Origin of the sequence: Staphylococcus debuckii, from assembly GCF_003718735.1 — a bacterium.
GTDB lineage: Bacteria > Bacillota > Bacilli > Staphylococcales > Staphylococcaceae > Staphylococcus > Staphylococcus debuckii.
Genome location: NZ_CP033460.1, coordinates 86,051 through 111,959, shown reverse-complemented (window position 1 = coordinate 111,959; position 25,909 = coordinate 86,051). Strand labels below are relative to the sequence as shown.

Below are 25,909 nucleotides of genomic sequence, written 5' to 3'. Positions count from 1 at the left end.
TTATATTAGTTATCAATAAAAATCTGAAAATTCATACAACGTATATAAAAGGAGGAGCAAGCATGGGCAAAAAAATACAGAACCAAGGTTTATATGATTCACGAAATGAGCATGATGCTTGCGGTATTGGTTTTTATGCCAATATGGATAATTTACGATCGCATGATATTGTGATTCAATCACTTGAAATGTTACGTCGCTTAGACCATCGTGGGGGGATTGGTGCAGACGGCATGACAGGTGACGGTGCAGGAATAATGACGGAAATTCCGTTTGATTATTTTAAGAAACATACTGATTTTGATTTGCCTGCTGAAGGTGAGTATGCAGTAGGATTGTTTTTCACCAATACTCCTGTAGAAGGATCGACACACGAAACAGTATTTCGAGCTTATTTTGAAAGTGAAGGGCTGAAAGTCCTCGGCTATCGAAATGTTCCGGTTGAAGTGTCAGCAGTTCCGCCACATGTAGCTGAAACCATGCCTTATATCCAACAAATATTTATAGATTTAAATCACAGTGCAGATGCTGAAAAACGCTTGTATCTTGCGCGTAAACAAATTGAATTCTATGGTGATGAGCAAGGATTAGAGCTTTATTTTACGAGCTTATCAACGAAAACGATTGTCTATAAAGGGTGGTTGCGCTCAGATCAAATTAAAAGTTTGTTTATAGATTTAAATCATCCAGATTATATTTCTAAACTTGGTTTAGTACATTCTCGTTTTAGTACGAATACCTTTCCGAGTTGGAAACGTGCGCATCCTAACCGTTTGCTGATGCATAATGGCGAAATTAATACGATTCGCGGAAATATTAATTGGATGCGTGCACGTCAAAAGCGGTTGATAGAAACATTATTTGATGAAAATGACCGTGCGAAAGTTCATGAGATCTTAGATGTGGACGGCAGTGACTCTTCAATTGTAGATAATGCTTTAGAATTTCTATCTTTAGCTATGGAACCGGAAAAGGCTGCAATGTTGTTAGTACCTGAACCTTGGCAATACAGTAAAGCAAATCAGAGTTCTGTACGGGCATTTTATGAGTATTACAGTTATTTAATGGAACCGTGGGACGGACCGACGATGATTTCGTTCTGTAATGGAGATAAAATCGGAGCGCTGACGGACCGTAACGGCTTAAGACCTGGACGCTATACTATCACCAAAGATAACCATATTATCTTTTCTTCTGAAGTAGGTGTGATTGATGTCGATGAAGCAGACGTAGCGTTTAAAGGACGTTTGAATCCTGGACGCTTGCTGCTCGTTGATTTTGATAAACATGAAGTGGTGAATAATCACATTTTGAAGAAAGAAATTGCAGGCGAATTGCCTTATGAGTCATGGTTAGAAAATCATAAAGTAAATATCAATCTAGATCTTCCTTTTAAAGATGAAGCATGGAATCAAGAGACGTTGCAACGTTTGCAAAAGCAATTCGGTTATACGCGTGAAGAAATTCATAAGTATATGAAAGAACTGGTGGAAGGTAAGAAAGATCCGATTGGTGCGATGGGGTACGATGCGCCGCTCGCTGTGCTGAATGAGCGCCCAGAGTCGTTATTTAATTACTTCAAACAATTATTTGCGCAAGTTACCAATCCGCCGATTGACGCCTATCGCGAAAAGATTGTGACGAGTGAGTTGACGTACTTAGGAAAAGAAGGCAATTTGTTGCTTCCTAATACAGAAGCCTTGAATCGTTTGCAATTGAAGCATCCAGTGCTTACGGAAGTACAATTGGAAGAAGCAGAAGCAGGACCTTTTAATGCGCAATATTTATCGACGCTTTATAACGGAAGTTTAGAGGATGCCTTAGAAGATTTGAGAAATAAAGCAGTACAAGCAGTAAAACAGGGACATGATATTTTAATTTTAGATGACAGCGGCTTACAAAATGAAGAAGGCTATGCAATTCCAATTTTACTGGCGGTAAGTTATTTGCATCAGGCGTTGATAAATGAAGATTTGCGTCAAGAGACCAGTCTTGTCGCAAAAGGCGGAGAAATCCGCGAAGTACATCATGTCGCATGTTTATTAGGATATGGCGCTAATGCAGTATTACCGTATTTAGCGCAAGAAACCGTTGCAGCATTAGTCAGACAAGGGGAATTATCTGGCGATGTTGCATCACAAGTCAAAGTTTATACTGATGTGTTGGCTGAAGGTGTCATCAAAGTTATGGCGAAAATGGGTATTTCAACCGTTCAAAGTTATCAAGGGGCTCAAATCTTTGAAGCGGTCGGTCTATCTCAAGCAGTCATTGATAAATATTTCACAGGTACACAGTCTAAACTTTCAGGTTTAACCATTGATTTGATTGATAAGGAGAATAAAGCGCGTCAAAGTCGAGAAGAGAAACATCTAGACTCAGGCAGTACTTTCCAATGGCGTCAACAAGGGCAATATCATGCCTTCAATCCGACAACCATCCGATTGTTGCAACATGCTTGCCGGGAAAATGATTACGCGATGTTTAAAGAATATTCTCGAAGTGTCAATGAACAGCGTACAGATCATATTCGCCAGTTGATGAAATTTAAATCTCGTAATCCTATCAATATCGATGAGGTTGAACCTATTGAAGCGATTGTACATCGTTTCAATACGGGAGCCATGAGCTACGGCTCTATTTCGAGAGAAGCGCACTCTACTTTGGCTGAAGCGATGAATCAAATCGGAGGTAAGAGTAACAGCGGTGAAGGCGGCGAGGAACCAGAACGTTATCTATTGGGACCTGAAGGTGAGAATTTTACAAGTTCAATTAAACAAGTGGCATCTGGACGCTTTGGAGTAACAAGTGATTATTTGCAACATGCAACTGAAATTCAAATCAAGGTTGCACAAGGCGCTAAACCAGGGGAAGGCGGACAGTTGCCAGGTTCTAAAGTTTATCCGTGGATTGCTGAAGTTCGAGGATCGACACCAGGAATCGGTTTGATTTCTCCACCGCCACATCACGATATTTATTCAATTGAGGATTTAGCACAATTGATTCATGATTTGAAAAATGCGAATCCAAAAGCGAATATTGCAGTGAAATTAGTTTCTAAAAGTGGTGTCGGAACAATAGCAGCAGGTGTGGCAAAAGCTTTCGCTGATAAAATTGTTATCAGTGGTTTTGACGGCGGAACGGGCGCTTCACCTAAAACGAGTATTCAACATGCTGGACTGCCTTGGGAAATCGGTCTAGCAGAAACGCATCAAACTCTCATGATGAATAATTTACGTTCACGTGTAAGATTAGAAACAGATGGCAAGCTCTTAACAGGACATGACGTTGCTTATGCTTGTGCATTAGGGGCTGAAGAATTCGGTTTTGCAACTGCGCCTTTAGTTGTGCTCGGTTGTATTATGATGCGTGTGTGCCACAAAGATACTTGTCCAGTCGGCGTGGCGACACAAAATGAAGATTTGCGTAAACTGTTTACAGGGCGCGCAGATCACGTGGTCAATTTCATGCATTTCATCGCACATGAATTACGTGAAATATTAGCTGAACTTGGTTTACGAACAGTAGATGAATTGATTGGCCGTTCAGATTTATTAGAACCTTCAGCAGAGGTTCATAATGAAAAAGCGCGTTCTCTGAATGTGATACCACTTTTACATCAAGAAACAGGACCGCGTTTTAAAGAAATTGAACAGCAGCATCACCTAGCAGAAGGCTTTGATGCAACTGAATTGATTCCAGACGCAGAAGCGGCCATTTCGGCTGGAACGAAATTCAGAGGACATTATCATTTGTGCAACGAGCAGCGTGATGTAGGTGTAACTGCCGGCAGTCTAATTACTCAAGCACATGGAGCGGAAGGTTTACCCGAAGATACGATTTATGTTGAAACTACTGGCCATGCTGGCCAAAGCATCGGTGCATTTACACCATCTGGATTAACGATTCATCACACGGGTGATGCCAATGATTATGTTGGTAAAGGTTTATCAGGCGGTAAGATTATTATTAATGCACCGAACACAGAACGTGAAGAAAATATTATTGCCGGAAATGTATGTTTCTATGGAGCATCCAGCGGCAAAGCCTTTATCAACGGTTATGCCGGAGAGCGTTTCTGTATTAGAAACAGCGGTGTACATGCAGTTGTAGAAGGAATTGGTAATCATGGATTGGAATACATGACAGGAGGCCGCGTAGTTGTCTTAGGTAACGTCGGAGATAACTTTGGTCAAGGGATGAGCGGCGGTGTAGCCTATATCTTCCCAGATGATGTAGAACAATTTAAAGCTTACCATGCTTTAGACACATTGGATTTCGATATGTTATCTCATCCAGAAGAATTTCAAATTTTGCGTGACATGTTAGAAGAACATATTACGTATACAGGAAGTAAGAAGGCAGCAGCTGTTTTAGCTGATTTTGATAATATTGCTGACCGTGTAGTAAAAGTAATTCCTAAAGATTACAAGCTCATGATGCATAAGTTGGAAATGCATCAACGTTTAGCAGAAGACAATGACAAAGCAGTTTTAAATGCATTTTACGATTCAAGCACTGAAGTGACAGCAACAGAAGAACCATTTTCAGTTGTTTATTAACGGAAAGGAAGGAGTGTTTTCAGATGGGGGAATTTAAAGGATTTATGAAGTATGACAGACAAGCACTACCGGAACTTTCGTTAGCAGAACGCTTAACGAGTCATGCAGCATTTCAACAGTGTTTTTCAAAAGAAGATGCCAGCATGCAGGGTGCGAGATGTATGGATTGCGGAACGCCTTTTTGCCAGACAGGCCAACAGGTTGAACGTGATACAATAGGCTGTCCGATTGGAAATTATATACCAGAGTGGAATGATCTGGTCTTTCATCAAGATTATAAAGCAGCCTACGAACGTTTAGCAGAAACTAATAACTTTCCGGATTTCACAGGGCGTGTGTGTCCGGCGCCGTGCGAACAAGCTTGTGTGATGAATATCAATCGTGATCCGGTCGCGATTAAAGGAATTGAGCGTACTATCATCGATGAAGCATTTGAAAATGGATGGGTTCAACCGAGACTACCTGCACAGCGTTTAGAGCAACGCGTAGCTATTATAGGAAGCGGTCCTGCAGGATTGACTGCAGCTGACGAATTGAATGCAAAGGGGTATGAAGTGACCATTTATGAACGTGCGCACGAAGCAGGCGGTTTGTTGATGTACGGCATTCCGAATATGAAATTAGATAAAGATGTAGTACGTCGTCGTATTCGATTAATGGAGGAAGCAGGTATCCATTTTGTAACGGATACAGAAGTCGGAAAAGATATCTCTAAAGAGACGCTTGAATCTGAATTTGATGCCATCATAGTGTGTACAGGTTCCCAACAAGCAAGAGACCTTCCGTTAGAAGGACGCATGGGATACGGCATACACTTCGCTATGGATTATTTAACAGAACAAACGCAAATTGCAAATGGAGAATTAGAACCAGAAAATGCCGAAATCAGTGCCGAAGGAAAGAATGTAATTGTAATTGGCTCGGGGGATACGGGAGCTGACTGTGTTGCGACTGCTTTGCGTGAGAATTGCAAAACAGTAGTACAGTTCAATTATCGTACAAAGCTGCCTGAGCGTTATGAAATTCAAGGTAATCCCTATTGGCCGTTATCAATGCCTGTATTTAAAATGGATTACGCACATAAAGAAGCAGAAGAACGCTTCGGTTACGAACCGCGTGCTTATGGCGCGCAAACCATGCGTTACGATGTAGACCGTATTGGTAATGTGCGAGGGGTTTATACGCAAACTTTGAGAAAAATGCCAGATGGCAGTACGAAAATTGACGATACTGAAAAGCATTGGCCTGCAGATTTGATCCTACTAGCGATTGGATTTACAGGCACTGAAAATACTGTTCCAAATACGTTCGACTTACACACAGAGCGAAATAAAATCATAGCAGATGAGAACGACTATGCGACAAATCAACCGCATATCTTTGCAGCAGGTGATGCGAGACGTGGCCAAAGTCTAGTTGTTTGGGCGATTAAAGAAGGGCGCGGAGTCGCAAAATCTGTGCACAGATATTTACAAAGGCAGCTTGTTTTAAATTAATAAAATTCAATAATAGAGGGACAATCGTCCCTCTATTTTGTTGCAATATGAATTTGTCAACAAGAATTGTGTAAAATTTACTTAAAAAATTGATTGACTTTTATGATGGGGTATAATAAGATGTTTATTGTGCTTATTGGAGGAATACCCAAGTCCGGCTGAAGGGATCGGTCTTGAAAACCGACAGGAGCTTAACGGCTCGCGGGGGTTCGAATCCCTCTTCCTCCGCTATTATAAATGAAATCCAAGACTAATAGATATAAAAAGGCAATCATTCAATTTCGTATTGAGTGCTTGCCTTTTTAATTTGTATTTTTAAGGTTCCAGTAATCTATCTTAATTTCTCGTCTTTCTAGTTTACTTTTTTTAAAAATAAGGAAAGAAAGAACTAACTCACAATGGAGGTTATGCCCCATGGAAATTAAAGTCGCAAGTATATTTGTAGACGATCAAGACCAAGCATTAAAGTTTTACACAGAAATATTAGGATTTCAAAAGAAAGCAGATGTACCAGCTGGAGATTATAGATGGATAGCTGTAGTTTCTCCAGAAAATCCAGAGGGCACGCAGTTGTTGCTTGAACCTAACAATCATCCCGTTGCTCAAGCGTATCAAGAAGGGCTAAAAGAAGAAGGGATTCCTTGTACGATGTTTGATGTGGATGATGTACAGGCAGAATATCAACGACTTAAAGAGCAAGGTGTCGGATTTACGATGGCGCCGATGGATTATGAAAATGGTGTTAAATTCGCTATTTTCGATGATACATGCGGTAATTTAATACAAATAATTGAACGTAAGGCAACAGAAAATGCATGAAATATAAAGTGACGGAATTCAGCAGTTCCGTCACTTTTTTTAAGTTAAATTAGAAGAGATTTAAGCGAAGCAGTTATTATTTTTCAATGAAAGCCTTTACATAACTTGTATAGACAAGTACAATAGACTCAAATATCAAACAAAGGGAGTGAGTCGGATGGCTGTGAAAGATAAAGACGTCAAACAGATTGTCGAGGCAATCGGAGGCGCTGAAAACGTAGAAACCGCAACGCACTGTGTGACACGATTACGCTTAGTATTGAAGGACGACGATAAAGTAGATAAGGATAAATTAAGTGATAATCCGCTTGTTAAAGGACAATTTAAAGCGGATAATCAATATCAAATTGTAATCGGACCTGGGACAGTTGATGAAGTGTACAAGAAATTTATGGATAATATCGGCAAAGAAGGGGCTTCGAAAGATGAAGTCAAAGCAGCGGCAGCTAAGAAAGGGAATCCACTGCAACGTCTCGTTAAATTGCTGGGTGATATTTTCATTCCAATCTTACCAGCCATCGTAACGGCCGGTCTATTAATGGGGATATACAACCTCTTAACTATGAAAGATTTATTCGGACCGAAACCTCTAACGGAACAATTCCCGCAGATTCATGATTTCGCGGATATTGTGAACGTCATCGCAACTACTGCGTTCATTTTCTTGCCAGCATTAATTGGTTGGAGCAGTATGCGTGTATTCGGCGGAAATCCAGTATTAGGTTTAGTACTAGGACTTGTCTTGATGCATCCGCAACTCGTTTCGCAATATGATTTGAATCAAGGTTCAAAAATACCAGTCTGGCATATCTTCGGTTTAGACGTGAAACAATTGAACTACCAAGGACAAGTCTTGCCAGTATTATTAGCGTCATATGTGCTGGCCCAGATTGAAAAGGCCTTGAATAAAGTGGTCCATGATTCCATTAAGATGTTAGTAGTCGGACCTGTTGCTTTACTCGTAACAGGATTCTTAGCCTTCTTAGTGATCGGACCGATTGCATTGTGGATTGGAACAGGTATTACAGATGCTGTAACCTTCTTATTTAACCGTGCAGGCTGGTTAGGCGGCGCAATCTACGGACTGTTCTATGCTCCGCTTGTAATTACAGGTTTACATCACATGTTCTTAGCAGTCGATTTCCAATTAATGGGAAGCAAATTAGGCGGTACTTACTTATGGCCAATCTTGGCAATCTCAAATATCTGCCAAGGTTCAGCCGCATTCGGCGCTTGGTATGTATACAAACGTCGTAAAATGGCCAAAGAAGAAGGACTTGCTTTAACTTCAGGTATTTCTGGCTTGCTCGGCGTGACTGAACCCGCTATGTTCGGGGTAAACATTCCAATGAAATATCCATTCGTCGCAGCGATTGTGACTTCATGTGTATTAGGAAGCATTATCGGCGCAAGTAAAGTATTAGGAAATGTGGGTGTCGGTGGTGTACCAGCCATCATTTCCATTCAGAAAGAATATTGGATTGTATATGGAATTTGTACCATCATTGCAGTGATTGTACCAGCTATCTTAACAGTCGTCTTTTCTAACTTCGCTAAAAATAAAGCGAAAGAGATGGTCGACTAAGCAGTAATATCAGTTAAAATAGAGATAAATGAGCGAATGATTTGATTGAATGCAAAACAGAACATCACTTTCCAGATGTTCTGTTTTTCTATAAAGAGAGAGGAAAAGGTGGTCATATTATGCAACAGAATGATTGGAAAAAATCTGTAGTTTATCAAATTTACCCAAAATCCTTTAATGATACAACTGGCAACGGTGTAGGTGATTTAAATGGAATTATTGAAAAAATGGATTACCTTGAATATTTAGGTGTAGATTATCTTTGGTTAACACCGGTCTATCAATCACCGATGAATGATAATGGTTATGATATCAGCGACTATTTAAGTATCAATGAAGATTTTGGCACGAAAGAAGATTTGCGCCACTTGCTGGATGAAGCCCACAAGCATCATTTGAAAGTGATGCTGGATATTGTGATTAATCACACATCCACTGAGCATGAGTGGTTTAGAGAAGCCATTTCTGCTCCGGACAATCCATATCGTGATTATTATTTCTTCCGCAAATCTGCGAAAGAGGGTGCGCCGCCAACAAATTGGGAATCTAAGTTCGGTGGAAATGCTTGGAAATATGACGAAGCCACTGATGAATACTATTTGCATCTCTTCGATGTAACGCAAGCAGATTTGAACTGGGACAACCCTAAAGTGCGTGAAGCACTCTATGACATGATTAATTATTGGATAGATTTCGGTGTAGACGGTTTCCGCTTCGACGTCATCAACTTGATTTCAAAAGGTGAATTCCGTGATTCAGATAAAATCGGTAAAGAATTTTACACAGACGGTCCGCGCGTCCATGAATTTATCCATGAAATGAACCGCAATACTTTCGGTGGCAAAGATTTAATGACAGTCGGAGAAATGTCTTCAACTACAATTGATAACTGTATCAAATATACGAATCCAGAACGCGAAGAGTTGAATAGCGTTTTCAATTTCCACCATTTAAAAGTAGATTACCAAGATGGAGAAAAGTGGACAAAAGCAGACTTTGACTTTATTGAGTTGAAACGTATTTTAATGGAATGGCAAATCGGCATTCATGACGGCAACGGTTGGAATGCTATTTTCTGGTGCAACCATGATCAACCTCGTGTCGTATCTCGTTTTGGTGATGATTCAACAGAAGAAATGCGTCAGAAGAGCGCGAAGATGTTAGCTGTAGCCCTGCATATGCTGCAAGGTACACCTTATATTTATCAAGGTGAAGAAATCGGCATGACCAATCCGCATTTTACAGATATTCATCAATATCGAGACGTAGAATCCTTGAATGCTTATGACCATTTGAAAGCTCAAGGCGTGCCAGAGCAAGAAATATTGCAGATTCTAGCTCAGAAATCACGTGATAATTCACGCACCCCTATGCAGTGGACTGCTGGGGAACATGCCGGATTTACAAGCGGCACACCGTGGATAGATATTCCTGAAAATTATCAACATATCAATGTAGAAGATGAAATCGAAAATGACCATTCAGTTTTGCAAACCTATCGCGAACTCATCCGCTTGCGTCATGAACATGATATTGTGACATACGGCGATATCCTTCCATTATATATGGATGATCCGAATCTCATGATTTATCAACGCAGCTACGACGGGAAAACATGGCTCGTGATTGCAAACTTCAACCAAGAACCCGTGATGGTACCAGAAGACCTAGATACCAACGGCGAAGTTATTCTAGAACGCGGCACTATCAACAATGGAGAAATCGCAGGCTACGGTGCCATTGTGATTGAACAGTAATTTACAGTAAAGAATCGAGTGAGCGCAATGTTAACGAAACCTAAGAAATTCACTAAAATCTACGACGATTTAAAAACAAGCATTTTAAATGAAGAAATCAAATACGGAGAACAACTTCCCTCCGAAAACGACCTAGTAACCACCTACAAAGCTTCACGTGAAACAGTACGCCGAGCCCTGAATTTACTCGTCAGCGAAGGCATGATTCAGAAAATCAGAGGCAAAGGCTCCATCGTCATCTATCAAGGCGTGACAGAATTTCCCTTTTCAAAACTGACCAGCTTCAAAGAAGTACAAGAAAGACTAGGCATCGAACTCGAAACCGAAGTGAAAGTTTTGGAAAAAGAAACCGCTGGAGAGGTGCCTAACGTGAGAGAAGCCTTGAACCTGAGTAACGAAGATCAACTCTGGCATCTCATACGTTATCGTAAAGCCGACGGGCGCGTGAAAATCATTGATGAAGATTATTTGGTGGAAGCAGTTGTGCCGAATTTAACAAAAGAAATTGTAGCTGATTCTTTATACAATTATATCGAACAAGACTTAGGATTAGATATCAGCTACTCACGCAAAGCCATTACTTTCGAACCTTTTTCAGAACAAGAATATGAAGCATTCGGCGAGATCAATCCGCCATACACAGCAACCGTCCGCGGAGTCGTACATTTGAAAGATATGACAAAATTCCAATATAATGTCGCAAAGCATATTGCGACAGATTTCAGATTCGTAGATTTTTCAAGAAGATGAAACAAAGACCAATTCGTGAAACTTATCATGAGTTGGTCTTTTACATTATACAAATGCAGATTATTTATCAAATTTGACTTCGGCAATTTTTATCGATAACATTTAAGTATATTCTTAAATGATTAAATGAAGGTAGGAAATTTAATGAGAGATATCTTCAAAGCACTGTCAGATTCGACTAGAAGATCTATTCTAGAAATGTTGAAAGAACAGAAATTGACAGCTAGCGAAATTGCCGAGCATTTCGATATGAGTCAAGCGAGTGTTTCACAGCACCTTAAAATACTTAGATTGAACGATTTAATTTACTCAGAACGAAAAGGAAAATATTTGTATTATCACTTGAACCTATCTGTTTTTGAAGAAGTGATTAAATGGATTATTCAATTTAAACAAGATTAGGAAGGGGTTTGAAATGAAAGAAGTTGAAGTTGGTACAAAAAAATTTGAACATTTCGGCTTAGCTATGATTATTTTAACGGTAGCAACGTGGATAATATTTATGCCGTTTTTACCGTGGACCATACCGTTACATTACAATAACCAGAATCAACTGGATTTATATTTGAATAAGGTTACTGCACCTATCGTCATAATATTAATCATGATAGTGAGTTATAGCGTAATCAAAAGAAATGCTAAACGTGATAAATATCATAAGAAGTTTGGTAATGTAAGCTTCGATACGGCTTTTTGGAATCCTATGGTGCAAAGTTTTATGTATCTATTGAGTATATTAATGATTTTTCATGCACTTGGATACAATATTATGAATCATTTTATAGGAATATTAATTCTTAGTTTCTTATTAATTTTATGGGGGAACTATTTACAAATTGTTCCGGTTAACGCTGAGAATATGGGTATTCGAAATCAGTGGACGAAAGCTAGTGAAGCGGTATGGAAAAGAACGCATCGATTTACTTCACGTTTGTTTATTGTAGTAGGCTTCCTATTACTCATTTTAGCTTTATTCCGAGCAATCAATAATATCACAGCTTTATTAATATTCGCATTAGTTGGCGGGGCAATACCTTTCGCTTATTCTAAATATGCTTATCAAAAAATCGAGCAAACGAAACCTTAAATAGAGGCTAGCTCTTCAAGGCTTTCTTTTTAATAGAGGGAACTTAAAATTCACGAAATTTACAAATCGTTAAAGCTTGCATTACGACCTTTAAATATAGTATGATATATCTTGCCGTGCTAGGTGGGGAGGTAGCGGTTCCCTGTTCTCGAAATCCGCTTATGCGAGACTGAATACTTTGCCTAGGGTGTGTACTTGTGAAGTCTGCCCAAAGCACGAGGTGTTTGAAGATTTCGGTCCTATGCAATATGAACCCATGAATCATGTCAGGTCCTGACGGAAGCAGCATTAAGTGGATTCTCATATGTGCCGTAGGGTAGCCGAGATTTAGCTGTCGACTTTGGTAACGTTCATGATACACATTCGAAGCAAAGTTGCGCGGTATTTTTATATTCATTTTTATACATAGAAGCGAAGTAGGAAATTGAGGGAGCGCAACCCTTGATTTCCTTTTTTAATGCGAAGATTTATGGGCGGGATGATGAATTAGTAGGGAATCCAGACACAAGTTATTGAGAAGTGTCTAGAAAGCGCCCGAATCTGGACACAAGTTTTCGAGAAGTGTCTAGAAAGCGCCGGAATCTAGACACAAGTTTTTGGGAAGTGTCCAGAAAAGGCCGGAATCTAGACACAAGTTATCGGGAAGTGTCTAGAAAGTGCCGGAATCTAGACACAAGTTATTGAGAAGTGTCCAGAAAAGCCCCGAATCTGGACACAAATTTTTGAGAAGTGTCTAGAAAACCCCGGAATCTAGACACAAATTTTCAAGAAGTGTCCAGAAAGCGCCAAACTTAGCGCCCCCTCCTCAGCTCTCATATCAATCTATCCGCAGCTTCCGCTAAATAATTCTTGAATTCTGCAATCAGTTTATCCTTATCAGAATGTTGCAGGTGCAGCACACCGAACTCGATCATTTGATTGAAAGGAGCGCCAATCGGAACAGTAGTAATCATATTGCGCTGATAAAAAGGTGTGTTTTGTACCATCAAGTCAGACAAGATACTGATTCCGAGTCCTTCAGCTACAGAGTTGAATAGTACACCGACATTATCGGTAGAAAATAACAAGTTGATAGGACCATTGGCCGCTTCGAACTTCTGAATATTTTTCTTATAAAAAGTACGATCATACAAGATAAAAGGAAAAGATTTGATATCCTCTAAGGATAATTTTTTTAAATAAGCCAGCTTTGAATCTTTAGGAACAATTGCAGTGAAGGCACTAGAAAATAATGGTGTATATTGTGTTTCTGCCACCTCCAAGTCATCCTCGTTCAGTATTGAATACAAGCCGATATCCGCTTCTCCCGCCGCCACCAGCTGCTTAATCTCATCGTTTTCAGCTTCTACAATATGCACCTCTATATTAGGGTTATCTTTTTTAAAAACTGACAGCACGCCAGGAACAATCGTCATGAACAAACTAGGAATTGTCGCAATCGACAGCGAGCCTTCCATTTCAGCGTTCAAGGATTGAATCTTATCATATAACAAGGTTTCTTGATCGATTAAATCCATCATAATAGGAAATATTTGGCGACCTTGCTCTGTTAAAGTCGTCCCGCTTTTTTGACGTTTGAATAGTTGAATATCTAATTCTGTTTCTAAGTTTGAAATCGATTGGCTAAGAGCAGATTGCGTAATATGCAGAAGATGAGCGGCTTTGGTGATAGAACCGGTCTCATGTATTGTTTTAACGTGATGCAGTTGAATAAAGTTCAATTGTTTTATCCTTTCATTACATAAGTAACACTAATGTATTCATTAATAATCTCCATTATACATTAGTATTGTTTATCAATATACTAGAGATATTAAATTAATAGAAATTATTAAAGGGAGCGCGAAATGTATGTATCGCAATTTATGGACGAAAGATTTTATTTTCATTACCATCATTAACTTCCTCATGTATATTATTCATTACGCTTTAATCGTTACAGTTACTGCATTTACCATTAATACTTTTCATGCGAATGAAACGATGGGCGGTCTAGCAGCAGGTATATTTATCATTGGTATGCTGTTTGGACGTTTATTTACTGGGAAATATATTGATCGTTTAAATTTGAAGAAAACACTCTTCTTCGGTTTGATTTTCTCATTTGTAGCAATCGGCTTGTATTTCTTAATACACAGCTTGCTAGTCTTAATGATTGTGCGTTTGATACACGGTATCGCATTCGGCATGTCCTCTACCACTACAGGAACTTATTCTTCTACCATTGTTCCGGATGACCGCAAAGGCGAGGGCATAGGTTACTACGCGCTCAGTACGACAGTCGCATCCGCAATAGGTCCTTTTTTAGGCATCTTAATCAACCAGAAGTTGAACTTTCAAAGCAACTTTATTGTCTGCTTGATCTGTATTGTATTAGCAGCAATTCTCGCATTGTTTATTTCAAATATCAGACAACCTTCTGTGAAAAAGGAAGAACAGAGAGAGGCACAGCCTAAAGGATTGGCACAATTTTTCCAAAAACAAGCAGTACCGATTTCTATTGTTATCGTGTTTGTAGGAATTGCTTACTCTAGCGTGCTTGCATTCTTGGATTCCTACGCAGCACATATCGGACTTGCGGCGGCAGCCAGCTTCTTCTTTGTCGTTTATGCCTTAAGTACCTTTATTGTACGTCCGATAACAGGCAAAGTATTCGATAACTATGGCGCCAATAAAGTGGTTTATCCTACGCTGGTAATCTTCGTAATTGGATTGGCATTATTAGCAGTCGCGCATACAAGCTGGGTGCTTTTAATCTCAGCCATTTTCATCGGTATTGGTTACGGTACCTTGATTCCATCTTTCCAAACTATTGCGCTGCAGGCTTCACCTCCAGAAAAAATAGGCTTGGCAACTTCAACATTCTATATCTTTGCTGACTTAGGAGCGGGAGCAGGACCGACAATACTCGGAATTGTCATTGGCAGTTTCGGCTATCGCAACCTTTATTTTGCCATGGCCGTATTGTTGATTTTAGTAATCGGACTCTACTATCTCTTGCATGGACGTAAACAACGCAAAATGGAATATTAAATATGAAAAAAGCTGGGACAAAGTAATGTCTCAGCTTCTTAAATTCGATATTCACTCTGTAATTCATGCTTGCGCAATTTATCTTTTTGCATTTCTTTTCTATCTTTGAAGTGCAGGCCGAATGCTAAGAAAAGGACACCACAGACAAATCCTGGAATAATCATCCAAACATTATGCATTGTGGCGAAACTTGCTAGGCACAGCACCATAAACACTATCCCCAAAATAGTATAAGCTTTATTTTTGATAACCAATCACATCGCCTCCCTCAGCAGATATGGAATTCAAGTTCAAAATAGTAATTACTCAATATCTTACCACATTTTTAACAATAAATTTACAAAATTTACATTCATTGATAAAAGTCTAAGACGTTTGAGGAAAGAATGCAAGGTCAGAACCTTAATCATAAGCGAAAACTACAAATTACGTTATAATGTACCTAATACTTTGCCCAATTCAATGGAGGGATTTTATGCAAATCTTACTAGGAACTGTGACAGAGAACGACTACGCGATTATCGCGCACCTGAAAGATAAGAAAGACAGCGAAGGTTTATTCGAAGGAGAATATTACGAAGACAGCCTGCGCAGATTGAGACGCATTCCGACCTACAACCCAGACTTCGAAATGATAGCACGCACAGACGAAGATGAAATCGTAGGTCATATACTCTTAATGGAAGAAATGATTGTGAACGGAGAAGACTTGCAACATCCGCTGATGATTAAATCCCTTTCGGTAAAAGAAGACTTTAGAGAGTACGGCATCGGTAAAGCGCTGGTTGAAGCCGCAGAGAGCCGGGCTAAAGAAGCGGGCTACAATGAAATTATAGTAGAAGGGGAACCAGAATATTTTCAGTCTTTAGGATTTGATCCCCTTTCAGAGTGTGCAGTAGAAGTACCAGACAATGAAGATATCAATCAATTCAGTATCATATTATTATGGGAGAGTTTGGACACCTGCCCCCAAGGCAAGTTGATTTTAGAGAATATCTAAGAGATATAAATTGTATCATCGCGTTCAGTTAACTTGGCATGCTATAATAATGATGATTTGTATTCGGAGGTGCGAAAGTAAGTGAACTATCAAGCTTTATATAGAATGTACCGTCCTCAAAGTTTCGACGATGTGGTCGGTCAAGAGCATGTAACCAAGACGCTCCGTAATGCTATTGCTAAAGGTAAACAATCGCATGCATACATCTTCAGCGGTCCAAGAGGGACAGGGAAGACAAGTATTGCGAAGGTTTTTGCGAAAGCCATTAATTGCCCTAATAGTGTAGACGGAGAACCCTGTAATGAATGTGATATTTGTAAGAGTATTACGCAAGGTTCTAATTCAGATGTCATTGAAATCGATGCGGCGAGCAACAATGGGGTCGACGAAATTAGAAATATCCGTGATAAAGTGAAATACGCACCATCGCAATCAAAATATAAAGTCTACATTATAGATGAGGTCCATATGCTGACAACAGGTGCATTCAATGCCTTGCTGAAAACCCTAGAAGAACCGCCGGCACATGCTATTTTTATTCTGGCGACTACAGAGCCTCATAAGATTCCTCCTACTATTATTTCAAGAGCGCAACGTTTTGATTTTAAAGCTATTGGTTTAGAGCAAATTATCGAACGTTTACGTTACGTAGCAGAATCGCAGCATATTGAGTACGACGAAGAAGCGATTGCTTTCATTGCAAAAGCTTCTGAAGGCGGCATGCGTGATGCATTAAGTATCATGGACCAAGCTATTGCATTCGGCGATGAACATTTAACCTTGCAAGATGCTTTGAATGTGACTGGCAGTGTAGATGAAGCTTCATTAAATGCCTTATTGAATGATGTAGCCAACGGTCAAGTTAAAGATGCATTTGCGCGCTACCATCAATTTATCGCTGAAGGTAAAGAAGTGAATCGTTTAATTAATGATTTGATTTATTTTGTACGCGATACCATTATGAATAAAACAGCACAGCGAGAAACAGAATATGACGCATTGATGGCGTTTGATTTAGATACACTATATAAAATGATTGATTTAATCAATGATACATTAGTATCTGTGCGTTTCAGTGTAAATCAGAATGTACACTTTGAAGTGTTGTTGGTCAAAATGGCTGAGTTGATTAAAGAAGGTAACGCGCCTTTAGCGAACACTGATATGCATTCTGCTAATGCGCATCAAGCATCGGCTGAACCCCAACCTGTTCAGCAAAATAACGATGTGAATAGTGCCTTGCTGCAACGTTTGGAACACTTAGAACAAGAGTTGAATGCATTGAAACAACACGGGGTGACAACGACTAATACTCCGCCTAAGCAAAAAAGTAATTCACGCGGACGTCGCAGAAGCAAGAACTCTTATTCTATGACTCAAATTGCTAAAGTGCTAGATAATGCGAATAAAGAAGATATCAAACTCTTGAAAGATCATTGGCAAGAAGTCATTGATCACGCTAAAAATCACAATCAAAAAGCCTTGGTCAGCTTATTACAGAATTCTATACCTGTAGCTGCAAGCGAAAAAAGCGTGTTAGTGCAATTTGAAGCGGAAATTCATTGTGAAATTGTGAATGATGATGATGAAAAACGTGGCAGTTTAGAAGAAGTTGTACGTAATATCATTAATAAAAATGTTTCGGTGGTCGGCGTGCCAGCGGATCAATGGCTGCAAGTACGTTCTGAATATATCAAGAACCGTAAAAGAGGCGGAAGCAATCAAACAGGAGAGGACGCTAACGAACCAGAGCAGTCCAAAGAAGTGGATATTGTGCAGAAAGCTAAAGACATGTTCGGCGAGGAGACAGTTCACCTTACAGATGAGGATTAATATTGTCGAAAGACACTATGCCGATATGTTATAATTCACTATATCAATACTGATGTGAAATGACGTGGGACGAGTTTCTACCATATAATAGTAAAATAAGATTATTAGGAAAGAAGAACCACCCTAAAGAATAGAAAATTCATGTCAGCAGACTTAAGAACATTAAATTACAAACAAAGAATCAAGGAGGAAATATATTATGCGCGGTGGCGGAAATATGCAACAAATGATGAAACAAATGCAAAAAATGCAAAAGAAAATGGCTGAAGAGCAAGAAAAATTAAAAGATGAAAAAGTAGAAGGTTCAGCAGGCGGCGGTATGGTTAAAGTTGTTGTAACTGGCCATAAAGAAGTAGTAGACGTAGTGATTGACGAAGAAGCAGTTGATCCAGACGATGTTGAAATGCTTCAAGACTTAGTGTTAGCAGCTACAAACGAAGCGATGAACAAAGCAGATGAACTAACATCAGAACGTTTAGGCAAACACACTAAAGGCTTGAACATTCCTGGAATGTGATAACTGATGCATTATCCTGAACCGATTTCGAAACTTATCGATAGTTTCATGAAATTGCCAGGCATTGGGCCAAAGACGGCACAACGTCTGGCTTTTCATGTATTAGATATGCAAGAAGATGACGTCGTACAATTTGCGAAAGCCTTAGTAGATGTGAAACGCGAATTGACGTATTGCAGTGTGTGCGGACATATTACAGAAGAAGATCCATGTTATATCTGCCAAGATAAACAGCGTGACCGCTCCGTAATCTGTGTAGTTGAAGATGATAAAGATGTAATAGCTATGGAAAAGATGCGCGAATATAAAGGCTTATACCATGTCTTGCATGGTGCAATTTCGCCAATGGATGGCATAGGACCAGAAGATATCAATATTCCCTCATTAATCGAACGCTTAAAAGATGATGAAGTAAAAGAGTTGATTCTCGCAATGAATCCGAATCTAGAAGGCGAATCTACAGCAATGTATATTTCTAGACTTGTTAAACCGATAGGAATTAAAGTTACACGCCTAGCACAAGGTTTATCAGTTGGCGGAGATCTAGAATATGCAGACGAAGTCACATTATCACGTGCTATAGAAGGTAGAACTGAGATGTAAAAGCAATTAACAGTAAGGTATATCAACTGTAAAACACACAGTTTGATACTTTGCTGTTATTTTTTTAAATTTCTTCAAAAAAATTAAAGTTTGGTTTTTGAAGGGTTAAAAGAGGGTATATTAAATGAATACGCTCACATTAACGCGATAAAGCAAACTTTATTACAAGTGCATTGTTAAAAGTCCGTTAAATCAAGTGTATCAAGGCTTCTAAAGCTATAAAGTGTAATTTTTATGGGTTGCAAAAAACTTTGAAACCCTGTATAGTTAGTAACTGTTGAAAGGACGAAACAAACTCTTCAACAAATCTTCACAAAATTAATCTTAAAAAACTTTTAAAAAGTTCTTGACTTTGAGTTTTGAAAAGAGTATAATTAATTCTTGTGAGTCAGAAAAAATGAACATTGAAAACTGAATGACAATATGTCAACGTTAATTCCAATTAACAAACGTCTTAGACGTTTTAAAACAAATTAGTTTTTTATGAGCTAGTCAAACAAATCATAAACTTTTATGGAGAGTTTGATCCTGGCTCAGGATGAACGCTGGCGGCGTGCCTAATACATGCAAGTCGAGCGAACAGACGAGGAGCTTGCTCCTCTGACGTTAGCGGCGAACGGGTGAGTAACACGTGGGTAACCTACCTATAAGACTGGAATAACTCCGGGAAACCGGGGCTAATGCCGGATAATATGCGGAACCGCATGGTTCCGCAATGAAAGACGGTTTTGCTGTCACTTATAGATGGACCCGCGCCGTATTAGCTAGTTGGTGAGGTAACGGCTTACCAAGGCAACGATACGTAGCCGACCTGAGAGGGTGATCGGCCACACTGGAACTGAGACACGGTCCAGACTCCTACGGGAGGCAGCAGTAGGGAATCTTCCGCAATGGGCGAAAGCCTGACGGAGCAACGCCGCGTGAGTGATGAAGGTCTTCGGATCGTAAAACTCTGTTATTAGGGAAGAACAAGTGCGTAGGTAACTATGCGCACCTTGACGGTACCTAATCAGAAAGTCACGGCTAACTACGTGCCAGCAGCCGCGGTAATACGTAGGTGGCAAGCGTTATCCGGAATTATTGGGCGTAAAGCGCGCGTAGGCGGTTTTTTAAGTCTGATGTGAAAGCCCACGGCTCAACCGTGGAGGGTCATTGGAAACTGGAAAACTTGAGTGCAGAAGAGGAAAGTGGAATTCCATGTGTAGCGGTGAAATGCGCAGAGATATGGAGGAACACCAGTGGCGAAGGCGACTTTCTGGTCTGCAACTGACGCTGATGTGCGAAAGCGTGGGGATCAAACAGGATTAGATACCCTGGTAGTCCACGCCGTAAACGATGAGTGCTAAGTGTTAGGGGGTTTCCGCCCCTTAGTGCTGCAGCTAACGCATTAAGCACTCCGCCTGGGGAGTACGGCCGCAAGGCTGAAACTCAAAGGAATTGACGGGGACCCGCACAAGCGGTGGAGCATGTGGTTTAATTCGAAGCAACGCGAAGAACCTTACCAAATCTTGACATCCTTTGACCGCTCTAGAGATAGAGTCTTCCCCTTCGGGGGACAAAGTGACAGGTGGTGCATGGTTGTCGTCAGCTCGTGTCGTGAGATGTTGGGTTAAGTCCCGCAACGAGCGCAACCCTTAAGCTTAGTTGCCAGCATTAAGTTGGGCACTCTAAGTTGACTGCCGGTGACAAACCGGAGGAAGGTGGGGATGACGTCAAATCATCATGCCCCTTATGATTTGGGCTACACACGTGCTACAATGGACAGTACAAAGGGCAGCGAAACCGCGAGGTCAAGCAAATCCCATAAAGCTGTTCTCAGTTCGGATTGTAGTCTGCAACTCGACTACATGAAGCTGGAATCGCTAGTAATCGTAGATCAGCATGCTACGGTGAATACGTTCCCGGGTCTTGTACACACCGCCCGTCACACCACGAGAGTTCGTAACACCCGAAGCCGGTGGAGTAACCTTTTAGGAGCTAGCCGTCGAAGGTGGGACGAATGATTGGGGTGAAGTCGTAACAAGGTAGCCGTATCGGAAGGTGCGGCTGGATCACCTCCTTTCTAAGGATATATACGGAACAGTTTCAATAGAAACTGACGGAATAACGTGACATATTGTATTCAGTTTTGAATGCTCATCCGAGTATTCATGATTGTACATTGAAAACTAGATAAGTAAGTAAAAATAGATTTTACCAAGCAAAACCGAGTGAATTAGAGTTTTAAAAGCTTTATTCATTTAAATGAATCGCTAGTAATCGATTTGCCTACGGCAAAGAAGATTACTCACATAATTAATAACGTGATTAAGTTATTAAGGGCGCACGGTGGATGCCTTGGCACTAGAAGCTGATGAAGGACGTTACTAACGACGATATGCTTTGGGTAGCTGTAAGTAAGCGTTGATCCAGAGATTTCCGAATGGGGGAACCCAACACAAGTTATGTTGTGTTATCGACATGTGAATACATAGCATGTCCGAAGGCAGACGCGGAGAACTGAAACATCTTAGTACCCGCAGGAAGAGAAAGAAAACTCGATTCCCTGAGTAGCGGCGAGCGAAACGGGAAGAGCCCAAACCAATGAGCTTGCTCATTGGGGTTGTAGGACACTCTACACGGAGTTACAAAAGAATTGATTAGACGAATCGCACTGGAAAGTCGAACCAGAGAAGGTAAGAGTCCTGTAGTCGAAAGTCAATTCTCTCCTGAGTGGATCCTGAGTACGACGGAGCACGTGAAATTCCGTCGGAATCCGGGAGGACCATCTCCCAAGGCTAAATACTCTCTAGTGACCGATAGTGAACCAGTACCGTGAGGGAAAGGTGAAAAGTACCCCGGAAGGGGAGTGAAAGAGAACTTGAAACCGTGTGCTTACAAGTAGTCAGAGCCCGTTAATGGGTGATGGCGTGCCTTTTGTAGAATGAACCGGCGAGTTACGATCTGATGCAAGGTTAAGCAGCGAATGCGGAGCCGCAGCGAAAGCGAGTCTGAACAGGGCGTTGAGTATTTGGTCGTAGACCCGAAACCAGGTGATCTACCCTTGGTCAGGTTGAAGTTCAGGTAACACTGAATGGAGGACCGAACCGACTTACGTTGAAAAGTGAGCGGATGAACTGAGGGTAGCGGAGAAATTCCAATCGAACCTGGAGATAGCTGGTTCTCTCCGAAATAGCTTTAGGGCTAGCCTCAAGTGATGATTGTTGGAGGTAGAGCACTGTTTGGACGAGGGGCCCCTCTCGGGTTACCGAATTCAGACAAACTCCGAATGCCAATCAATTTAACTTGGGAGTCAGAACGTGGGTGATAAGGTCCATGTTCGAAAGGGAAACAGCCCAGACCACCAGCTAAGGTCCCAAAATATATGTTAAGTGGCAAAGGATGTGGTATTGCCCAGACAACTAGGATGTTGGCTTAGAAGCAGCCATCATTTAAAGAGTGCGTAATAGCTCACTAGTCGAGTGACACTGCGCCGAAAATGTACCGGGGCTAAACATATTACCGAAGCTGTGGACTGTCCTTCGGACAGTGGTAGGAGAGCGTTCTAAGGGCGTCGAAGCATGATCGCAAGGACATGTGGAGCGCTTAGAAGTGAGAATGCCGGTGTGAGTAGCGAAAGATGGGTGAGAATCCCATCCACCGATTGACTAAGGTTTCCAGAGGAAGGCTCGTCCGCTCTGGGTTAGTCGGGTCCTAAGCCGAGGCCGACAGGCGTAGGCGATGGATAACAGGTTGATATTCCTGTACCGCCAATAATCGTTTTAAGCGATGGGGGGACACAGTAGGATAGGCGAAGCGTGCTGTTGGAGTGCACGTCCAAGCAGTAAGACTGAATGGTAGGCAAATCCGCCATTCATAAGGTCAAGCTGTGATGGGGAGAGGAAACATGTTTTCCTCGAGTCGTTGATTTCACACTGTCGAGAAAAGCCTCTAGCTAGAGATTTGGCGCCCGTACCGCAAACCGACACAGGTAGTCAAGATGAGAATTCTAAGGTGAGCGAGAGAACTCTCGTTAAGGAACTCGGCAAAATGACCCCGTAACTTCGGGAGAAGGGGTGCTCTTTAGGGTTCACGCTCTGAAGAGCCGCAGTGAATAGGCCCAAGCGACTGTTTATCAAAAACACAGGTCTCTGCTAAACCGTAAGGTGATGTATAGGGGCTGACGCCTGCCCGGTGCTGGAAGGTTAAGAGGAGTGGTTAGCTTCTGCGAAGCTACGAATCGAAGCCCCAGTAAACGGCGGCCGTAACTATAACGGTCCTAAGGTAGCGAAATTCCTTGTCGGGTAAGTTCCGACCCGCACGAAAGGCGTAACGATTTGGGCACTGTCTCAACGAGAGACTCGGTGAAATCATAGTACCTGTGAAGATGCAGGTTACCCGCGACAGGACGGAAAGACCCCGTGGAGCTTTACTGTAGCCTGATATTGAAATTCGGCACAGCTTGTACAGGATAGGTAGGAGCCTTGGAAACGTGAGCGCCAGCTTACGTGGAGGCGTTGGTGGGATACTACCCTAGCTGTGTTGGATTTCTAACCCGCGCCATTCATCATGGCGGGAGACAGTGTCAGGCGGGCAGTTTGACTGGGGCGGTCGCCTCCTAAAGTGTAACGGAGGCGCTCAAAGGTTCCCTCAGAATGGTTGGAAATCATTCATAGAGTGTAAAGGCATAAGGGAGCTTGACTGCGAGACCTACAAGTCGAGCAGGGTCGAAAGACGGACTTAGTGATCCGGTGGTTCCGCATGGAAGGGCCATCGCTCAACGGATAAAAGCTACCCCGGGGATAACAGGCTTATCTCCCCCAAGAGTTCACATCGACGGGGAGGTTTGGCACCTCGATGTCGGCTCATCGCATCCTGGGGCTGTAGTCGGTCCCAAGGGTTGGGCTGTTCGCCCATTAAAGCGGTACGCGAGCTGGGTTCAGAACGTCGTGAGACAGTTCGGTCCCTATCCGTCGTGGGCGCAGGAAATTTGAGAGGAGCTGTCCTTAGTACGAGAGGACCGGGATGGACATACCTCTGGTGTACCAGTTGTCGTGCCAACGGCATCGCTGGGTAGCTATGTATGGATGGGATAAGTGCTGAAAGCATCTAAGCATGAAGCCCCCCTCAAGATGAGATTTCCCAACTTCGGTTATAAGATCCCTCAAAGATGATGAGGTTAATAGGTTCGGGGTGGAAGCATAGCGATATGTGGAGCTGACGAATACTAATCGATCGAAGACTTAATCCAATTTCAAGTTTTGATTGGTAAACTGATTTTACTTACTATCTAGTTTTGAATGTATAAGCATTCTATTGTCTGGTGACAATGGCAAAGAGGTCACACCTGTTCCCATGCCGAACACAGAAGTTAAGCTCTTTAGTGCCGATGGTAGTCGGACTTACGTTCCGCAAGAGTAGGACGTTGCCAGGCAGTGCGAGACCCATTAGGGTCTCTTTTTTTTTATACTTTTTTCTCTTAGCCCGTGTATTATTCTATGTTAGAATGAAAGTAATCTTTAGAAAAGGACGCAAGACTCATGAAGTTGCCATTAAACCATCAATTGAAAGCATTTTTAGATAAGACTCCTATTTCCTTTCATGTTCCAGGTCATAAGAATATGACTATCGGTGACTTGAAGCAAATAGGCTTAGATATGGATATAACGGAAATTACTGATTTTGATGATTTGCATCATCCGGAAGAAGTACTAAAAGAAAGCATGCAGCAATTAACTAAACATACAGATTATGAGGCGTATTATTTAGTTAATGGTACTACTTCAGGTATTTTATCGGTTATTCAAGCTGCTGCACAAAGTGCCGATCCTATATTGATGAGTCGCAATGTACATAAATCTGTATTTCATGGTTTAGATTTAAGTACACAAGCTGCTCAAATTATGCCAATGGAAATGAGTAAGCAAACTAAGCACTATCGTGCTCCTGATATATCCGAAGCAGAAAATATGATGACAGACCATAGTCTTGCTATTGTGACCTATCCTAACTATTATGGAGAAACTTTTGATGTTCAACGTTTTATACAATCCAGTCATAAGCACCATATTCCAGTTCTCGTCGATGAAGCGCATGGTGCCCATTTTGGATTAGAGGGTTTTCCAGTTTCTTCATTAGAATATCAAGCAGATTATGTAGTGCAGTCTTACCATAAAACATTGCCTGCATTTACCATGAGTTCTGTAATTTTCATACATAAAAATGCACCTTATCAAGCACAGGTCAAACAGTATTTGACTTATTTCCAATCATCCAGTCCTTCTTATCTGCTAATGGCGGGGCTTGAACGTGCACAGGCATTTTATCAAAATTACAACAGCACTCTTTTTTTCAAAAAAAGAAAGATTTTAATGGCTGAATTAAGAGGTAGAGGATTCTTAGTAGGAGAAATGGAGGATCCACTCAAGTTAACCTTGAAATACCCGGGACATTCAGGATACGAAGTCCAAACCTGGTTAGAAGAACAAGATATTTATGTGGAATTAGCTGATGATTATCAAACCTTATTGGTATTGCCGTTATGGCATGAAGATGATACGTTTCCATTTGAATTATTGCAAGAACGCATCAAACAAATAGTGTTGCCTGAGATGCCATCATCAAATTACGTAGACCAGGAGAATCTCTTGCCTACCGAGATGGGACACTATCAACCATTGCATTTGAAAAGTACGATTGAAGTAGAATTACAAAAAGCTGTCGGTAAACGACTCGGACAGCATTTGGTACCTTATCCGCCAGGCATCCCAGTTTATTTTAAAGGGGAAGAGGTAACTGATACTGTCGTCCAAAATGTAGAAAACTGGATAGCTCAAGGAATTAGGGTAGAAGGATTAAAAGATAACAAAATTAGAATTGAGGATAATTAAA

At 41.1% G+C, this 25,909-nt stretch carries 15 protein-coding genes, 1 tRNA gene, 3 rRNA genes, 1 other RNA gene and 1 pseudogene; 19 read left to right on the top strand and 2 right to left on the bottom strand.

What is annotated here, in order from left to right; genetic code table 11:
- The first annotated feature begins 62 nt into the window (after positions 1-62).
- The 10 genes from gltB (at position 63) to ffs (ending at position 12,435) form a co-directional block, all read left to right on the top strand.
- Positions 63-4,559, top strand: a complete 4,497-nt coding sequence (gene gltB, locus CNQ82_RS00570) for a glutamate synthase large subunit (protein WP_123143604.1) — start codon at positions 63-65, stop codon at positions 4,557-4,559.
- Between the two features lie 23 nt (positions 4,560-4,582).
- Entirely contained in the window at positions 4,583-6,055 is a 1,473-nt protein-coding gene (locus tag CNQ82_RS00565; RefSeq protein ID WP_123143603.1) for a glutamate synthase subunit beta, read from the top strand.
- A gap of 138 nt (positions 6,056-6,193) precedes the next feature.
- Positions 6,194-6,283: transfer RNA gene (locus CNQ82_RS00560), tRNA-Ser, on the top strand.
- A 186-nt stretch (positions 6,284-6,469) separates the two neighbouring features.
- Positions 6,470-6,874 carry a VOC family protein gene (locus tag CNQ82_RS00555; RefSeq protein ID WP_123143602.1) on the top strand — a complete coding sequence of 135 codons (405 nt, stop codon included), beginning with the start codon at positions 6,470-6,472 and terminating at the stop codon, positions 6,872-6,874.
- 157 nt (positions 6,875-7,031) lie between these two features.
- Positions 7,032-8,459: a PTS system trehalose-specific EIIBC component gene (gene treP / locus CNQ82_RS00550; RefSeq protein WP_123143601.1), complete on the top strand. Its 1,428-nt coding sequence runs from the start codon at positions 7,032-7,034 to the stop codon at positions 8,457-8,459.
- A gap of 119 nt (positions 8,460-8,578) precedes the next feature.
- Complete coding sequence (gene treC / locus CNQ82_RS00545; protein WP_123143600.1) at positions 8,579-10,216, top strand: alpha,alpha-phosphotrehalase; 1,638 nt, start codon at positions 8,579-8,581, stop codon at positions 10,214-10,216.
- Between the two features lie 27 nt (positions 10,217-10,243).
- Positions 10,244-10,966, top strand: coding sequence for a trehalose operon repressor (gene treR, locus CNQ82_RS00540; protein WP_123143599.1), 723 nt, complete (start codon positions 10,244-10,246; stop codon positions 10,964-10,966).
- Positions 10,967-11,110: 144 nt separating this feature from the next.
- Positions 11,111-11,368 carry an autorepressor SdpR family transcription factor gene (locus CNQ82_RS00535; protein WP_123143598.1) on the top strand — a complete coding sequence of 86 codons (258 nt, stop codon included), beginning with the start codon at positions 11,111-11,113 and terminating at the stop codon, positions 11,366-11,368.
- A 13-nt stretch (positions 11,369-11,381) separates the two neighbouring features.
- A complete protein-coding gene (locus CNQ82_RS00530) occupies positions 11,382-12,053 on the top strand; it encodes an SdpI family protein (RefSeq protein WP_123143597.1) in 672 nt (223 codons plus the stop codon).
- A gap of 114 nt (positions 12,054-12,167) precedes the next feature.
- Positions 12,168-12,435: signal recognition particle sRNA large type (ffs, locus tag CNQ82_RS00525), an RNA gene on the top strand.
- 430 nt (positions 12,436-12,865) lie between these two features.
- Here the strand turns inward: ffs and CNQ82_RS00520 are convergent.
- A complete protein-coding gene (locus CNQ82_RS00520) occupies positions 12,866-13,774 on the bottom strand; it encodes a LysR family transcriptional regulator (RefSeq protein ID WP_123143596.1) in 909 nt (302 codons plus the stop codon).
- A 130-nt stretch (positions 13,775-13,904) separates the two neighbouring features.
- Here CNQ82_RS00520 and CNQ82_RS00515 point away from each other — a divergent pair, with 130 nt between their 5' ends.
- Entirely contained in the window at positions 13,905-15,086 is a 1,182-nt protein-coding gene (locus tag CNQ82_RS00515) for an MFS transporter (protein ID WP_123143595.1), read from the top strand.
- Positions 15,087-15,124: 38 nt separating this feature from the next.
- On the opposite strand, the gene CNQ82_RS00510 is transcribed toward CNQ82_RS00515, so the two are convergent.
- Complete coding sequence (locus CNQ82_RS00510; protein ID WP_123143594.1) at positions 15,125-15,340, bottom strand: hypothetical protein; 216 nt, start codon at positions 15,338-15,340, stop codon at positions 15,125-15,127.
- Between the two features lie 221 nt (positions 15,341-15,561).
- On the opposite strand from CNQ82_RS00510, the gene CNQ82_RS00505 reads away from it, so the two are divergent.
- The 8 genes and pseudogenes from CNQ82_RS00505 (at position 15,562) to CNQ82_RS00470 (ending at position 25,908) form a co-directional block, all read left to right on the top strand.
- On the top strand, positions 15,562-16,086 hold the full coding sequence (locus tag CNQ82_RS00505; RefSeq protein WP_123143593.1) for a GNAT family N-acetyltransferase: 525 nt from the start codon (positions 15,562-15,564) through the stop codon (positions 16,084-16,086).
- Positions 16,087-16,191: 105 nt separating this feature from the next.
- Positions 16,192-17,853, top strand: a pseudogene (dnaX, locus tag CNQ82_RS00500) (DNA polymerase III subunit gamma/tau); the annotation flags it as partial.
- A gap of 265 nt (positions 17,854-18,118) precedes the next feature.
- Positions 18,119-18,436, top strand: a complete 318-nt coding sequence (locus tag CNQ82_RS00495; protein ID WP_012664148.1) for a YbaB/EbfC family nucleoid-associated protein — start codon at positions 18,119-18,121, stop codon at positions 18,434-18,436.
- A gap of 6 nt (positions 18,437-18,442) precedes the next feature.
- Positions 18,443-19,039 (top strand): recombination mediator RecR, encoded by a 597-nt coding sequence (recR, locus tag CNQ82_RS00490; protein WP_095106981.1) that lies wholly within the window; start codon positions 18,443-18,445, stop codon positions 19,037-19,039.
- Positions 19,040-19,549: 510 nt separating this feature from the next.
- Positions 19,550-21,101, top strand: a 16S ribosomal RNA gene (locus CNQ82_RS00485).
- Between the two features lie 243 nt (positions 21,102-21,344).
- Positions 21,345-24,269: ribosomal RNA gene (locus tag CNQ82_RS00480) — 23S ribosomal RNA — on the top strand.
- 68 nt (positions 24,270-24,337) lie between these two features.
- Positions 24,338-24,452, top strand: a 5S ribosomal RNA gene (rrf, locus tag CNQ82_RS00475).
- Together the 16S, 23S and 5S rRNA genes form the textbook arrangement of a ribosomal RNA operon.
- A gap of 106 nt (positions 24,453-24,558) precedes the next feature.
- Positions 24,559-25,908: an aminotransferase class V-fold PLP-dependent enzyme gene (locus tag CNQ82_RS00470; protein WP_123143591.1), complete on the top strand. Its 1,350-nt coding sequence runs from the start codon at positions 24,559-24,561 to the stop codon at positions 25,906-25,908.
- Position 25,909 lies beyond the last annotated feature (1 nt).

Excerpts from the sequence above, each read along its gene's own strand:
- treP (WP_123143601.1), top strand. The coding sequence starts at position 7,032 with ATGGCTGTGAAAGATAAAGACGTCAAACAGATTGTCGAGGCAATCGGA.
- treC (WP_123143600.1), top strand. The coding sequence starts at position 8,579 with ATGCAACAGAATGATTGGAAAAAATCTGTAGTTTATCAAATTTACCCA.
- CNQ82_RS00495 (WP_012664148.1), top strand. The coding sequence starts at position 18,119 with ATGCGCGGTGGCGGAAATATGCAACAAATGATGAAACAAATGCAAAAA.
- treR (WP_123143599.1), top strand. The coding sequence starts at position 10,244 with ATGTTAACGAAACCTAAGAAATTCACTAAAATCTACGACGATTTAAAA.
- CNQ82_RS00565 (WP_123143603.1), top strand. The coding sequence starts at position 4,583 with ATGGGGGAATTTAAAGGATTTATGAAGTATGACAGACAAGCACTACCG.
- CNQ82_RS00470 (WP_123143591.1), top strand. The coding sequence starts at position 24,559 with ATGAAGTTGCCATTAAACCATCAATTGAAAGCATTTTTAGATAAGACT.
- recR (WP_095106981.1), top strand. The coding sequence starts at position 18,443 with ATGCATTATCCTGAACCGATTTCGAAACTTATCGATAGTTTCATGAAA.
- CNQ82_RS00555 (WP_123143602.1), top strand. The coding sequence starts at position 6,470 with ATGGAAATTAAAGTCGCAAGTATATTTGTAGACGATCAAGACCAAGCA.
- gltB (WP_123143604.1), top strand. The coding sequence starts at position 63 with ATGGGCAAAAAAATACAGAACCAAGGTTTATATGATTCACGAAATGAG.
- CNQ82_RS00505 (WP_123143593.1), top strand. The coding sequence starts at position 15,562 with ATGCAAATCTTACTAGGAACTGTGACAGAGAACGACTACGCGATTATC.
- CNQ82_RS00535 (WP_123143598.1), top strand. The coding sequence starts at position 11,111 with ATGAGAGATATCTTCAAAGCACTGTCAGATTCGACTAGAAGATCTATT.
- CNQ82_RS00515 (WP_123143595.1), top strand. The coding sequence starts at position 13,905 with ATGTATCGCAATTTATGGACGAAAGATTTTATTTTCATTACCATCATT.
- CNQ82_RS00530 (WP_123143597.1), top strand. The coding sequence starts at position 11,382 with ATGAAAGAAGTTGAAGTTGGTACAAAAAAATTTGAACATTTCGGCTTA.